General features: G+C 61.8%; 11 protein-coding genes. 4 read left to right on the top strand and 7 right to left on the bottom strand.

Annotated elements, in window-relative coordinates:
- Positions 1-4: 4 nt before the first annotated feature.
- On the bottom strand, positions 5-2,071 hold the full coding sequence (locus FHS06_RS00335) for an NAD(+) synthase (RefSeq protein ID WP_167043924.1): 2,067 nt from the start codon (positions 2,069-2,071) through the stop codon (positions 5-7).
- A 68-nt stretch (positions 2,072-2,139) separates the two neighbouring features.
- On the opposite strand from FHS06_RS00335, the gene FHS06_RS00330 reads away from it, so the two are divergent.
- Positions 2,140-5,676: a TM0106 family RecB-like putative nuclease gene (locus tag FHS06_RS00330; protein ID WP_167043921.1), complete on the top strand. Its 3,537-nt coding sequence runs from the start codon at positions 2,140-2,142 to the stop codon at positions 5,674-5,676.
- Positions 5,677-5,724: 48 nt separating this feature from the next.
- Here FHS06_RS00330 and upp read toward each other — a convergent pair whose 3' ends face one another.
- The gene (upp, locus tag FHS06_RS00325; protein WP_167043918.1) at positions 5,725-6,357 is read right to left on the bottom strand and encodes a uracil phosphoribosyltransferase; all 633 of its coding nucleotides are present in this window, start codon (positions 6,355-6,357) and stop codon (positions 5,725-5,727) included.
- Positions 6,358-6,391: 34 nt separating this feature from the next.
- On the opposite strand from upp, the gene FHS06_RS00320 reads away from it, so the two are divergent.
- Positions 6,392-6,859, top strand: a complete 468-nt coding sequence (locus FHS06_RS00320) for a nucleoside deaminase (protein ID WP_310734772.1) — start codon at positions 6,392-6,394, stop codon at positions 6,857-6,859.
- Positions 6,860-6,866: 7 nt separating this feature from the next.
- On the opposite strand, the gene FHS06_RS00315 is transcribed toward FHS06_RS00320, so the two are convergent.
- The 3 genes from FHS06_RS00315 to FHS06_RS00305 form a co-directional block, all read right to left on the bottom strand.
- Complete coding sequence (locus FHS06_RS00315) at positions 6,867-8,390, bottom strand: SulP family inorganic anion transporter (protein WP_167043915.1); 1,524 nt, start codon at positions 8,388-8,390, stop codon at positions 6,867-6,869.
- Between the two features lie 128 nt (positions 8,391-8,518).
- Complete coding sequence (locus FHS06_RS00310) at positions 8,519-9,448, bottom strand: LLM class F420-dependent oxidoreductase (RefSeq protein WP_167043912.1); 930 nt, start codon at positions 9,446-9,448, stop codon at positions 8,519-8,521.
- A gap of 12 nt (positions 9,449-9,460) precedes the next feature.
- Entirely contained in the window at positions 9,461-10,423 is a 963-nt protein-coding gene (locus FHS06_RS00305) for a cation diffusion facilitator family transporter (protein WP_167043909.1), read from the bottom strand.
- A gap of 88 nt (positions 10,424-10,511) precedes the next feature.
- Here FHS06_RS00305 and proC point away from each other — a divergent pair, with 88 nt between their 5' ends.
- Positions 10,512-11,357 (top strand): pyrroline-5-carboxylate reductase, encoded by an 846-nt coding sequence (gene proC / locus FHS06_RS00300; protein WP_167043906.1) that lies wholly within the window; start codon positions 10,512-10,514, stop codon positions 11,355-11,357.
- 10 nt (positions 11,358-11,367) lie between these two features.
- On the opposite strand, the gene FHS06_RS00295 is transcribed toward proC, so the two are convergent.
- Together FHS06_RS00295 and FHS06_RS00290 are read right to left on the bottom strand one after the other, a co-directional pair.
- On the bottom strand, positions 11,368-12,039 hold the full coding sequence (locus tag FHS06_RS00295) for a potassium channel family protein (RefSeq protein ID WP_167043903.1): 672 nt from the start codon (positions 12,037-12,039) through the stop codon (positions 11,368-11,370).
- A complete protein-coding gene (locus tag FHS06_RS00290) occupies positions 12,032-13,471 on the bottom strand; it encodes a TrkH family potassium uptake protein (protein WP_167043900.1) in 1,440 nt (479 codons plus the stop codon). Before FHS06_RS00290 ends, FHS06_RS00295 begins: the two co-directional genes overlap by 8 nt.
- 70 nt (positions 13,472-13,541) lie before the next feature.
- Here FHS06_RS00290 and FHS06_RS00285 point away from each other — a divergent pair, with 70 nt between their 5' ends.
- Positions 13,542-13,946 carry an ArsR/SmtB family transcription factor gene (locus FHS06_RS00285; RefSeq protein ID WP_167043897.1) on the top strand — a complete coding sequence of 135 codons (405 nt, stop codon included), beginning with the start codon at positions 13,542-13,544 and terminating at the stop codon, positions 13,944-13,946.
- The last annotated feature ends 80 nt before the right edge of the window (positions 13,947-14,026 follow it).

Here is a 14,026-nt window from a genome sequence, read left to right as displayed (position 1 = left end):
GAATTCAGGATGCGAGCGCCGCATCCAACTCTTCGAGCCACACCCCAGGGTTGCCATCGGATGGTGCGCGCCAGTCTCCTCGCGGCGAAAGTGAACCTGCGGCGGAGACTTTCGGCCCGTTCGGCAGCGCGCTTCGCTTGAACTGTGCGAAGCCGAAGTAGCGGCGAAGAAAGACCCGGAGCCACGTCACGATCTCAGAACGGTCGTAGGCGATGTGTTCGTCGTCTGGGAAACCTGCGGGCCATGACCCGGTTTCAGCATCGGCCCAGGCATGCTCGGCGAGGAATGCGATTTTGGAGGGCCGGAATCCATAGCGGAGCACATGAAAGAGCGTGAAATCATGCAGCGCGTACGGACCGATGCTGTCTTCGGTTGATTGCACATTGCCGTCAGCATCGGCAGGGATAAGTTCAGGACTTATCTCGGTGTCGAGCACCGATTGCAGCACGGCTACGGCATTGTCGCTGAGCTCTGACGGATCGTCAGCACCACCGCGATGGGCGATGACCCAGCGGATGATGTGCTGAATGAGAGTCTTCGGAACACCCGTGTTTACGGAGTAGTGGCTCATGTGGTCACCGACGCCGTAGGTCGCCCACCCGAGTGCGAGCTCGGACAGATCGGAAGTGCCGATGACGATGCCGCCGTTGCGGTTCGCAAGCCGAAAAAGGAAGTCGGTCCGGATGCCGGCCTGCACGTTTTCGAATGTCACGTCGTAGACCGGCTCACCGTTGGCTGCCGGGTGGCCGATTCCCTGCAGAAGCTCTGTTGCGGCCGGTCGCACATCGATCGTTTCGATCGTGGCCCCGAGCGCCTCGGCGAGGGCGATGGCATTCGAGCGCGTGTGGTCGCTCGTGGCAAACCCCGGCATCGTGTAGGCGAGGATGTCGCTCCGGTCTCGTCCCATCCGGTCCATTGCACGCGCGACGACGAGGAGAGCGTGCGTGGAGTCGAGGCCGCCGCTCACGCCGATGACAGGCTTGGGGTTTCCGATCGCTCGCAGGCGCTGCACGAGACCGGAGACCTGAATATTGAAGGCTTCGTAGCAATCCTGGGCGAGACGAGCCGGGTCGCTGGGCACGAACGGGAACCGGGCGACGTCACGCCGAAGTCCAATGTTCTGTGCCGGCGGATTCAGCTTGAAAGAGATCGTCCGCGCTTTCGGGTCGATGCTGCGACGGTTGTCGTCGAACGTTCCTTGGCGGCCGCGATCTTGCCGGAGGCGATCGAGATCGACGTCAGCGATACTCGTGCGGGGGCCGTCCGGAAACCGTTCGGTCTCGGCGAGGAGGGTTCCACCCTCGTAAATCATTGTCTGGCCGTCCCATGAGACGTCGTTCGTTGATTCACCGGAGCCTGCGGCCGCGTAGACGTAAGCCGCTAGGCACCGAAGCGACTGGGCCTGGACGAGTTGGCGGCGATCCTCAGCTCGCGCGATGGTGATCGGGCTCCCCGAGAGGTTTGCCAGCACTGTGGCGCCGGCGAGCGCTGCGGCCGAAGACGGCGGCACCGGCACCCACATGTCTTCGCATACTTCAGCGTGCACTGTGAGACCCGGCACATCGAGAGCCTCGAAGATGAGGTCCGATCCGAATGGCACGTCGATGCCAGCGATACGGATGAAGTCGACTGCGCTTTCGTCACCCGCGGCGTACCAGCGACGCTCGTAGAACTCGCGGTATGTCGGCAGGTAAGACTTGGGAGCGACGCCGAGAACTTCGCCACGGTGGATCACAACAGCGCAGTTAGAAAGTCGGTTTCCGGTGCGAAGCGGAGCGCCCACGATGAGCATTGGCATCAGATCTTCGGAGGCGGTGACGATCGTCAGCAGAGCTTCTTCAACGGCGTCGATAACGGCATCCTGCAAAACGAGATCTTCGATCGCATAGCCACTCAGGCAAAGTTCGGGAAACACCGCAACAGCCACTGCCTGCTCGTGCAATGCCTGTGCCTGTTTTAGTACCGTCTGCGCGTTAGTGGCGGGATCGGCAATGGCGATGGGGATCGTGCTGGCCGCGACGCGCGCGAAACCATGACGGTAGGCGCTTTCGAACGGCAGTTTGTGGCTCACTCGACCAGTGTGCCAGGTCAGGGCGATGTCGGCGGGGCTCGTTAGGGTCGAAGGAGCGAAAGGGAGCAATGCGTTACATCGAGCAGGAACGGCGGATCGTATGGAGCGCGAGCGACCTGAAGGCGTCGGCCGAGTGCGAATTCGCTTGGCTCCGCGCTATCGACGCAAAGCTCAAGCGTGTCCCACGCGTCGACGAACCCGAAGACGCGACGCTCGCGCGTGCCGCCCGCCTCGGAACTCTGCACGAACAGCGCGTGCTCGAAAATTACCGCGAGTCGCACGGCGAGGGTGTCGTCGAGATCCCAGAAACACGCTCGACGGATGCTGCGGGCCTCGCTGCAGCGGCAGAAGCAACGCGGGTAGCGCTCGCCGACCCCGCCGCGAAAGTGCTGTACCAGGCCGCGTTTTCTACGTCTGATTTCGTCGGTTTTGCTGACTTTCTCGTGCGAGATGACGACGGTCGCTGGATCGTGCAAGACACGAAGCTTGCGCGCCAGGCGCGCGTCACGGCGTTGATGCAGCTCGCGGCTTACCTGGATCAGCTCGATTCCCTCGACGTGGCGCGCGCAGATCGCGTAGAACTGCTGCTGGGTGATGGCAGCGTCAGCGTGCACGAGGCATCCGATCTTCTGCCGATGTTTTATCTGCGACGGGCTCGCCTTCGGTCGCTCGTCGCAGACCGTGATTTGTCGACGGGAGCAGCGGGCGAGCCCATCGCATGGGGCGATTCGCGCGGAGTGCTGGGCGTTGTCGCCTGCGGACGCTGTGCGACCTGCGATGCCGAGGTGACGGCCCATCGTGACCTGCTGCTGGTGGCGAGCATGAGGCCCCTGCAGCGGGAGCGGCTGCGCGCCGCAGGCATTGAGACCATCGACCAGTTGGGGACGGCCGCGGTTCCACCGAGTGGTATGAGCCCCGACACCTTCAACGGGCTCGTCACTCAAGCACGCCTGCAACTCACCTCACCCGCGGGCGTGCCTGATCCGGCTACTGAAAACGCGTCTTCGTCTGCCGTGCCCACATACGAGGTCGTGTTTCCGCGGGGTCTTGGGGCGCTGCCGCGTCCAGACCATGGTGATCTTTTCTTCGACTTCGAGGGAGATCCGCTCTACACCGAGCAGCCGACGGGGGAGCAAGCGACGCTCTGGGGGATCGACTACCTGTTCGGGTGGGTCGACACACGCGAGGAGTACACAGCGCTCTGGGCGCATTCGTTCGCAGAAGAGAAACGCGCTCTCGAGACTTTCCTTGACCTCATCGAGATCCGCCGCGCCGAGTACCCGGCCATGCATGTCTACCACTACGCGCCCTACGAGCCGACCCACCTGTTGCAGATGGCTGCGCGGTATGGCGTGCGCGAGGCCGACGTAGACAAGCTGCTGCGCGAGGGTGTTTTTGTGGATCTCTACCCGATCGTCAAGAGGTCAGTGCGGGTCGGATCACGCTCGTACTCCATCAAAAAGCTCGAGCCGCTCTACATGGGCGAAGAGGTGCGCGAAAGCACAGTTCAGCGCGGCGACGATTCGATTGTTAAATACGTCGAAGCTCGGGTGCGCGCCGAAAGCGGCGATGCCGAAGGCTCGCGCGAAATCCTGGATGACCTCGCCGATTACAACCGCTACGACTGCGTGTCCACCAGAAGGCTGCGTGACTGGCTGGTTGATCGGGCACGTGATGCGGGGCTTCACCCGTCTATCGACATCGAACCGACGGACTCGTTTTACGAACCGTCCCCGCGAGCGCTCGCTTTGACAGCGAGGGGCGATGCGCTCGCTGTCAAAGCCGAAGCCGAAGCCGAAGCCGACATCGCAGCACTCCGGTTGGGGTCCGCGGCGATCGACTACTACCCGCGCGAAGCCAAGACATTCTGGGCCAACCACTTTTTGCGCCTGCGCGAACCGGTATCGGTGTGGGAAGACACCCGGGATGTCGTCGTGCTCGACGCTACGCGGTGCGAAGTGCGACGCGACTGGCATCGCGGTGATGGGCAGCGTGCCGATCGGCGCATCCTCGAACTTCGCGGCGAACCCGCCCCTGGCACTCGATTGAGTGAAGGATCGAGCCCGTCGGTTGTCTACGCGATGCCGGCGCCCTTTCCGGTGCACGCATCCCCTCGATGGGTGCACGTAGATCACCGGGTGAAGATACTTGAGGTCCTCGATGACGGCGCTCTCGTCGAAGAAATTGCGATTGACGGCTTCACCTGGACCGAGCTTCCGATTGCGATCACGCCAGCCTCGCCGCCACCGGCTGGCAACCAGCAGAAAGCGATCGATGAGTGGGCGGATCGTTTGATCGACGCGGCACCTGGTTTTCCAGAAGACGCCGCAACGGATATCTTCCGGCGCGTGCCGCCCCGCACGCGTTCCGGACGCCTCGCGCCCGTCGAGACAGATGACGCCTCAGCGATTGTGCGGAGCATCCTGGATCTTGATCACAGCTATCTCGCCGTGCAGGGGCCTCCCGGTACCGGCAAAACCTACGTCGGCGCGCATGTCATTGCTGAGCTCATCGCGAAGCATCGCTACCGCATCGGGGTTGTTGCCCAGTCGCACGCGGTCGTTGAGCACATGCTCGATCGGATCGTTGCTGCGGGCGTACCGCCGCACCTGGTCGGTAAAGCGCTGAAAGATCCCACCCAGTCGGTGGCGTTCACACCGATCGCAAAGAACGGGGTGGCTGCGTTCACCTCGGAGCGGGCATCGCGTGGGTACGTGATCGGTGGCACAGCGTGGGATCTAGCCCACCCAGCCCGAGTGCCGCGCGGCTCCCTAGATCTGCTTGTCATCGATGAAGCAGGTCAATTTTCGCTCGCATCGACCATCGCGGTGTCTGTTTCGGCTGCTCGCCTGCTGCTGTTGGGAGATCCACAGCAACTGCCGCAAGTGAGCCAGGGCACGCACCCGCAGCCCGTCGACACATCGGCACTCGGCTGGGTGATGGCGGGCGAAGCTGTCATCGCGCCCGACCGTGGTTACTTTCTGGCGCGCACATGGCGGATGCATCCTGAGGTCTCAGCTGTTGTTTCGAGGCTTTCGTACGCCGGAAAACTGGCGGCTCATCCGCTCACTGCAGAACGCTCGCTTGAGGGGATCGCGCCCGGACTTCACCCGATTGCCGTTTCGCACACAGCAAATGCGACTCAGTCGCCCCAGGAAGCCGATGAGGTAGTTCGACTCGTGGGTGATCTGCTCGGCCGCCAGTGGACAAACAGTGCTGTAGTAGACGGTGAGATTGTCGGTGTTCCGCCCAGAGAGCTGACAGAGCGCGACATCATCGTTGTCACGCCGTACAACGCGCAGCAAGTGATGGTCGAAGAAGCGCTTGCCGCTGCCGGATTTGAGAGTGTGCGCGTCGGTACTGTCGACAAATTTCAGGGTCAGGAGGCAGTCGTCTCGATCGTGTCGCTTGCGGCGTCGAGCGGTCGAGATGCTCCGCGGGGCCTTGAGTTTCTGCTGCTGCAGAACCGGCTGAACGTCGCGATCTCACGGGCGCAGCATGCCGCCTTCCTCGTGTACTCGCCAGGAGTGCTCGATGACTTTCCGCGCACACCCGACGGAGTTACTCGCCTGAGCGGTTTCGCGAGGCTCGTCGGTTCTGATTGACGACTGCTGATTTGCGCTGGCTGACCGGCGCTGCCCGAGTCGAACGCTCTAGACCGTGCCGTACAGGCGATCGCCCGCATCACCGAGACCGGGCACGATGTAGCCCTTCTCGTTGAGACGCTCATCGAGCGAGCCGAGAACGAGAGTGACGTCGCGTCCGGCGACCTGCTTCTCGATAGCGGCGACACCTTCGGGGGCTCCGAGAAGGCAGATAGCTGTGACCTCTTGTGCGCCGCGCTTGAAGAGGAATTCGATTGCCGCGCCCAGTGATCCACCGGTCGCAAGCATCGGGTCGAGCACGAAGCACTGCCGATCACTCAGGTCGTCGGGCAGGCGCTCCGCGTATGTGGTCGGCTGGAACGTCTCTTCATCGCGCACCATCCCGAGAAAACCGACCTCGGCCGTCGGCACAAGCTTCACCATGCCCTCGAGCATGCCGAGACCGGCGCGAAGGATCGGCACAACGAGCGGGCGAGGTGTACTGAGCGCAACGCCGGTTGTTTTGACGACCGGCGTCTCGATCTCGATGGGCTCAACGCGCACCGATCGGGTCGCTTCGTATGCAAGGAGGGTCACAAGCTCTTCGGTCAGCTGCCGAAAGACAGGTGACGGGGTGCGCTTATCGCGCAACACCGTGAGCTTGTGGGTGATGAGGGGGTGATCGGCGATGTGCAAGCGCATGTTTCCAGGTTAGAGCACGGCATACGCTGGCACTGTGACGATTGCTGCTCCCGCCGAAGACCGTGCCGCAATGGCGCGCGCTCTTGAGCTCGCCGAAGAAGCAAGTTCCGCGGGAGACGTTCCGGTCGGGGCGGTTGTGACGGATGCCTTGGGCCACATCATCGGCGAGGGTCGCAACGAGCGCGAGGCCACGGGGGACCCGACCGCTCACGCCGAGGTCGTCGCTCTTCGACGTGCGGCTCGGCACCTCGGCACCTGGAATCTCGAGGGGTGCACGCTCGTCGTCACGCTCGAGCCGTGCGTCATGTGCGCGGGGGCTGTGTTGCAGTCTCGCGTTTCTCGACTTGTGTTCGGCGCGTGGGACGAGAAGGCGGGCGCTGCGGGATCGGTCTACGACGTCGTGCGCGACCGGCGGCTGCCGGTGCGGGCTGAAGTGATCGCCGGAGTCAGCGAGGCTGAAGCATCCGCTCTGCTTCGCGCATTCTTCACGCCCAAGCGTTAGGCGATTTTCAGTGGCCTTCGCCGAGGTTGCCGCTGAGGCGGTCATGGAACGCACTCGTTGACTCATTCATGCCTTCGATGACGACCCGCTTGCCGTGATGCTCGTATTTCGTCACGACAGCATCGAGGGCAGCAACCGTTGACGCATCCCAAATGTGAGAGCCCGACATGTCGATAACGATACGTTCGGGATCTTCGGCATACGCGAACTGCGTCGTGAGGTCGTTACTGGATGCAAAGAACAGTTCGCCATTGACCGTGTACACCGCGGTGGGAACGATCTCGTCTTGTGGGAGTGTCCGCGTCACCGACACGAGGTGAGCAACGCGACGCGCGAACAACACCATCGCGGCGAGTACGCCGAGGGCGACGCCGATTGCGAGGTTGTGGGTCCAAACGGTGGCAACCACGGTGATGACCATCACGATCGTTTCGCTGATCGGCATCCGACGGAGCGTTGCGGGGCGAACGCTGTGCCAGTTGAACGTTCCGACCGAAACAACGATCATTACCGCGACGAGGGCGGCCATGGGGATGATCGCGACAATGTCTCCGAGCGCCAGCACCAGCACCAGCAAGAAGACGCCCGCGAGGAAGGTCGATATACGGGTGCGCGCACCCGAGGCCTTCACGTTGATCATGGTCTGGCCGATCATGGCGCACCCACCCATGCCACCGAAGGCGCCCGAGAGGATGTTTGCCGCGCCCTGGCCGAACGCCTCACGGGTCTTACGCGAGTGTGTGTCGGTGATGTCATCGACAAGCTTCGCCGTCATGAGCGACTCGAGGAGCCCCACCGCCGCCATCGCAAGCGCATACGGAGCGATGATACGGAGCGTCTCCCACGTCAGGGGGACGTTGGGGATGAACAGGCCCGGGAGGCTGTCCGGGAGCTCGCCCTGGCTGCCGACGTTCGGCACATTGATGCCGAACACGATCACGGCTCCCGTGAGGAGCACTATCGCCACGAGCGGCGCCGGAACGATCTTCGTGAACCTCGGCATGATGTACATCACGAGCAGCCCGATGACGACGAGCGGGTAAACGAGCCAAGGCACGCCGAGAAGCTGCGGCACCTGAGAAGTGAAGATCAAGATCGCGAGCGCGTTGACGAAACCGACCATCACCGATCGAGGGATGAATCGCATCAGTTTTGCGACGCCAAGCACGGCGAGCACGATCTGGATGAGTCCACCGAGAAGCACGGTCGCGATCAAGTAGTCCATGCCATAATCGGCGACCACCGGAGCGATCACGAGTGCGACGGCACCGGTGGCTGCGGTGATCATCGCAGGCCGGCCGCCGAGGAAAGAGATAGCGACAGCCATGACGAATGACGAGAAGAGACCAACGCGCGGGTCGACACCAGCGATGATCGAGAACGCGATGGCCTCGGGGATCAGAGCCAGGGCCACGACGAGTCCAGCGAGGACCTCTCGTGTGAGCAGCCGTGGGCTCTTGAGCGCTTGAAACACCGTCGGCTCGATGCGATAGCGCGACGCGTTATCCGGGGCTGGGGTGATGGCAGTCATGACGCTCCAAGAACATGGCCGGTGCTGTGGCCAATTTGTGCGCTGCGTCGATCGTTTCGACAGGGGAAGGGGAATCCGCTCGCGCGATGCCCGAGTCTACCCACCGCTCGCCCTGATCGGTTCAGGGGCTACCTGGGGAGCGCGGGGAGAACCTCGCTGCCGAGGTAGGCGACCTGGTCGAGGTCGCGCATGTCCATCAGCTGAAAATAGACCCGCTCGGCGCCGAGATCGCGCAACCGCTCGACCTTTGCCGTGATCTCTTCGGCGCCACCGACAATGTTGATGTCGCCGCGAAACTCGGTGAGGTCTTTGCCGATTGTGGCGGCACGACGTTCAATGTCGGCCTCAGATTCACCGGCAAGCGTGGGCAGCGCGACCGAGAGTTTGAGAGATTTCGGGTCACGCTCGATCCGCTCGCATGCAGCGCGAACACCCGCGAATTTCTCGGCGATCACAGATTCAGACTGAAAACCGATGTTGAACTCGGTGGCGAACCGTGCGGCGATAGCCGGTGTGCGTGATTTTCCGCCTCCGCCAACGATGATCGGCACACGCTGTTGCGCGGGCTTCGGCAGTGCCGGTGAATCGGTCAGCGCATAGTGCGCACCCTCAAACGTGTACTTCTCGCCGATCGGGGTTTGCCAGAGCCCCGTGATCACTTCGAGCTGCTCTTCAAGAAGCGCGAAGCGACGTTCCGGAAACGGGATGCCGTAGGCCCGGTGCTCTGCCTCGAACCAACCGGTGCCGAGCCCCATCTCGATGCGACCGCCCGACATGGCGTCCACCTGAGCGACCTGAACTGCGAACACACCGGGCGTGCGGTAGGTCACCGACGAAACGAGTGTGCCGAGGCGGATGCGGGAGGTCTCTCGTGCGAGGCCCGCGAGTGTTGTCCAGGCATCCGTCGGACCCGGCAGCGGCGACCCCGGGGCCATCCGCATGTAGTGATCTGAGCGAAAGAATCCGTCGAACCCCTGCGCCTCGGTCGCCTGTGCAAAAGCGAGCTGGTCGTCGTAAGAAAATCCCTCTTGGGGCTCGACGAAAAGGCAGTATTCCACGGGGTGCTCCGATTAGTCGGCAGAACGGATGACGATCGCCTCGGTGGGCGGGTTCGCTTTGTTGTTTCGATAGACGTCGGGCTCGACGTAGATGACTCGCGCTATCGGCACAGCCTCGCGGATGCGAGCTTCGACCGCGTTGATGTCTGACGCGACGATTCCGAGCGTCTTGTCGGAGGCGAAGCCAACCTTTGCTGCAACCATCAATTCGTCGGGGCCGAGGTAGAGCGTCTTCAAATGGATGAGCTTCTTGATTTCGGGGCTCGAGTTGATCGCGGCGACAATCAGTTCGCGGTCGGCGGCGGTGGCTCCTTCACCGACGAGCAGACTTTTCGTCTCGACGCCGAGCACGATCGCCACGAGGATCAACAGCGTGCCGATCATGAGAGTTCCGACAGCATCGAACGTTGAGTTGCCGGTGATGACGGTCAGGCTGATTCCGAGCATGGCGAAAACGAGTCCGGTGAGAGCTGCAACATCTTCGAGAAGCACAACGGGGAGTTCGGGAGCCTTCGCGTGCCGCACGAATGACACCCACGACTGGCCCTTGGTGCGCACGAGATTCGACTCTTTAACGGCGGTGCGGAGCGAGAAAGATTCGAGCGCGATCGCGATCACGAGCACGACGAGCGGAACCCACGCGTTCTCGAGTTCGTGCGGATTCGTCAGCTTTTCGATTCCCTCGTAGATGGAAAAAAGTCCACCTACGGAGAAAAGAATGATCGAAACTACGAAGGCGTAGACATACCGCTCGCGCCCGTAGCCGAACGGGTGTTCTTCGTCGGCGGCTTTTCTGGCCTGTCGTCCACCGAACAGCAGAAGCAGCTGGTTGCCGGAGTCGGCGAGGGAGTGGATGCCTTCAGCGAGCATCGACGCCGAACCTGAAACAAGCCATGCCGCGAACTTGGCAATCGCGATGCCCATGTTCGCAAGAAACGCCGCGATGATCGCCTTACCGCCGCCGGAAGCACTCATACCGTGAGTCTATTGACGTGGCGACGTGTGCGGCCACGCGCCTCGCTAGAACTGCAGTGATGTGAGAGCTCGCCCATAGGATTGCTGCATGAATTCGGATGCTTCTCGCTCGCTGCCGCCCATTGCAATCCTCGGTGCTGGCTCGATGGGTGGTGCGGTATTGCGGGGAGTTGCGGCATCCGGTCTCGCTGTCGGCGGCATCACTGTGACAAATCGCTCTGCCGCGAAGGCACACGAACTCGACGCTTTACCCGGGGTGACGAGCATTGCCCTCGAGCACAGGCCGGACGGAAACCAGAGCGCCGCGGTTGGGGCCGACATCGTGCTCATCGGTGTGAAGCCCGCGATGGTGCCTGATCTCCTGCGTGAAATTGCCTCATCGCTTCGCCCGGGGACGATTGTCGTGAGCCTCGCCGCTGGCGTCACGATCGCAACGTTCGAGAAGATTCTTGGCGCTGACATTGCTGTGCTCCGTTCGATGCCGAACACGCCCGCTCTCGTGGGTAAGGGTGTTACGGGCCTTGCTGCCGGCACAAAAGCTACGGCAACTGACACTGCTCTCGTTCACGCGTTGTTCGACACCGTCGGCTCCGTGATCGAAGTCCCCGAATCGCAGATCGATGCTCTTTCGACGATCTCCGGGTCGGGGCCGGCATACGTCTTTTTGCTCATCGAAGAACTGACAAAAGCCGCTGTGGGCAAAGGCTTCTCCGAAGAGCAGGCCCGCCTGATGGTCGAAGGAACTTTTTCGGGTGCGACAGCGCTTCTCGATGCGTCCAGCGACGAGCCTTCGGAACTGCGCCGGAGGGTCACAAGCCCGAAGGGCACGACCGAGCGTGCAGTAGCCGTGCTGCAGCAGGCTGAACTCGCAGCGACCTTCAGCGCGGCAACCGACGCGGCGCTTGCGCGAGCGAAAGAACTCGCGGCCGGTTAATGCCCGGCGTCTAGCGGTCGAGCGACGAGAACCGCTCGATGTCGCTGTTCGTTCCCGACACGATGATCAAGTCATGGTTGGTGACGACAGTGTCGGCTTCGGCATAGCGGAAGGGTCGGCCTGGGCTCTTCACACCGACGACGGTCACGTGGTACTTGGTGCGCACGCCGGACTCGTTGAGGCCTACACCGCGAATGAACTTTGGTGGGTACATCTTTGCGAGTACAAAATCATCGTCAAACCGAATGAAGTCGAGCATTCGGCCGCTCACGAGGTGGGCGACGCGCTCGCCGGCTTCACGCTCGGGATAGATCACATGGTTGGCGCCGACGCGCGCAAGGATCTTTCCGTGCGATTGCGATACTGCCTTGGCCCAAATCTGGGGAACTTTGAGATCGACGAGATTCGCTGTGATGAGAACGGATGCCTCGATCGATGAGCCGACGGCCACGACAGCGACCTGAAAGTCTTGCGCACCGATCTGTTTCAGCGCCTCGATGTTGCGGGCATCTGCTTGAACCGTGTGAGTGACGCGCTCGGACCACTTCTGGACGAGGTCAAGGCTGCCATCGATGGCAAGCACATCGCGGTCGAGACGATCGAGTTCGCCGGCGCACGCAGCACCAAATCGACCGAGTCCTACGACAAGAACGGGCGCATCGCTGCGGATCTGTTCAACCAACGATTGGCCTTTCCACCGGCAAGGAGTACAACTGCGAACGCGAGGATGCCGCAACTGCTGCGGCGAGTGTCACTGTACCAATGCGTCCCATGAAGATTGTCAGTGCCATGACGTAAATCGCCGGATCCGGCAGAGTTTCTGTCAGCCCGGTTGACAGGCCCACGGTGCCGAACGCTGAGATCACGTCGAAGAGCACTTCGGCGATCGGCGCCATTGTGATCTGAGCGATGGTGATCGTCGCAAGCGCAACGATCGTTGCTCCCCATGCGACGACGGAGAGCGCGACACGCTGCACGTCGCTCGGGATGCGGCGGCCGAATGCCTCGACAGACTGACGTCCTTTTGCCTCTGAGAAGACCGCGAGGGCGAGGATCGCGAGGGTCGTGACTTTGATACCGCCTGCGGTCGAGGCTGACCCGCCACCGACGAACATCAACATGGAGCCGACCACGAGCGATGATCCGTGGAGTTCTCCGATGTCGACGACGGAGAAACCACCAGAGCGGGTCATCGCCGAGAGGAAGAACGCCTGAAAGGTCGTATCTACGGCATCCATTCCGCCGAAGGTTCTCGGATTGTTGAATTCGAGAGCAAGAAAGGCGAGTGCGCCAGCGACAAAAAGAATCGACGTGGTGATGAGTGTGAGCTTAGCGTGGAGCGACCACCGCGAGACGTGCCAGTAGTGACGCGAGAGCGTGTAGAGAACCGGAAAGCCGACGCTACCGAGAAAGACGCTGAACATCAGAACTGTGAGCAGAAAGTAGTCATCCGCAAACGGCGTGAGTCCGCCCGGGTTAGGAGTGAATCCGGTGTTGGTGAACGACATCGCGGCGTACCACGGCGCTTCCCAGAGAGCTGAGAGTGGGTGAATACCCGCCATGATCAGGGCGGGATAGAGCATGAGAGCAACGACGGCTTCAATGACGAGCGTCGAGAGCGCCACTGTGCGAAGCAGCTGGCCGACCTCACCCAGACGTACGGTCTGACCCTCATTGATCGGCCCGCCGTGTGCTCGCAGCGGATTGCTATCGCCGGCAGCAATAAGTTTTGCTCGCAAACCCAGGCGCTTTGAAATGACAAGGCCCAAGATCGAGGCAAGGGTGAGGACCCCCATGCCGCCGATGTTTACGCCGAGGAAAATAATCGTTCGACCAAAAGGCGACCACTGTGTCGCCATGTCGACCGTCGTGAGACCAGTGACACAAATCGTCGATACCGCTGTGAAGAGCGCGTCAGCCATGTGTGTGCCGCGACCATTGGCCGATGCAGCCGGAAGCGATAGGAGAAAAGTGAAGATGAGTATGAGAGAGACGAAGACGAGGATCGCGAATCGTGCCGGCGACGACGTTGCGAACCCGCGAGCGAAATGACCGACTCGTCGAAATTGCAGACGCCACCCCGATGCGCGCGCGGGGGGCTGATTACGCGCCATGCGAGATCTCCCTTCGCTGTTCGATACCCGGTTCGTGGTACTTACGCCTGTCCACGGCTAGCCTATGGTCATGGCGGATATCTTCGATGTGATCGCAGACGGCACCCGACGCGATATTCTGCGCTTGCTTCTTGACCGCGCAGCCGTAGGAGATCACGGCACGAGCGTGTCACATATTGTGAGTGACCTGGGCGTAAGCCAGCCCACGGTCTCAAAGCACTTGAAGGTGCTGCGAGAAGCGGATCTTGTCTCAGTGCGTGAAGATGGCCAACACCGCTACTACAGTCTGTCTGCCGCGCCTCTTGACGCTATCGATGACTGGCTCGTCCCATTCCTCATCGATGACGATGCCGAAGCGGCAGAGAACGCACCTCTTCCTGATACTGCCGCGTACGCGGCTGACGTTGTCGGCCGTGCCGCGGCATCCGCCCGTCATGCCTTCGAGTCCGCAATTAAGAAGCTTCCAAAGCGGTAACGGTCCTCTACCTCACGCGTCACAGAGGTTTACACCAGTCACACCCAGCCCATAGAGTGTGCTCAGCATTCTCCGGTGAG

Origin of the sequence: Microbacterium halimionae, assembly GCF_011761265.1 — a bacterium.
GTDB classification, from domain to species: Bacteria; Actinomycetota; Actinomycetes; order Actinomycetales; family Microbacteriaceae; genus Microbacterium; species Microbacterium halimionae.
The sequence above is the reverse complement of the archived record's forward strand: the minus strand, read 5'-3'. Positions and strand labels throughout refer to the sequence as shown.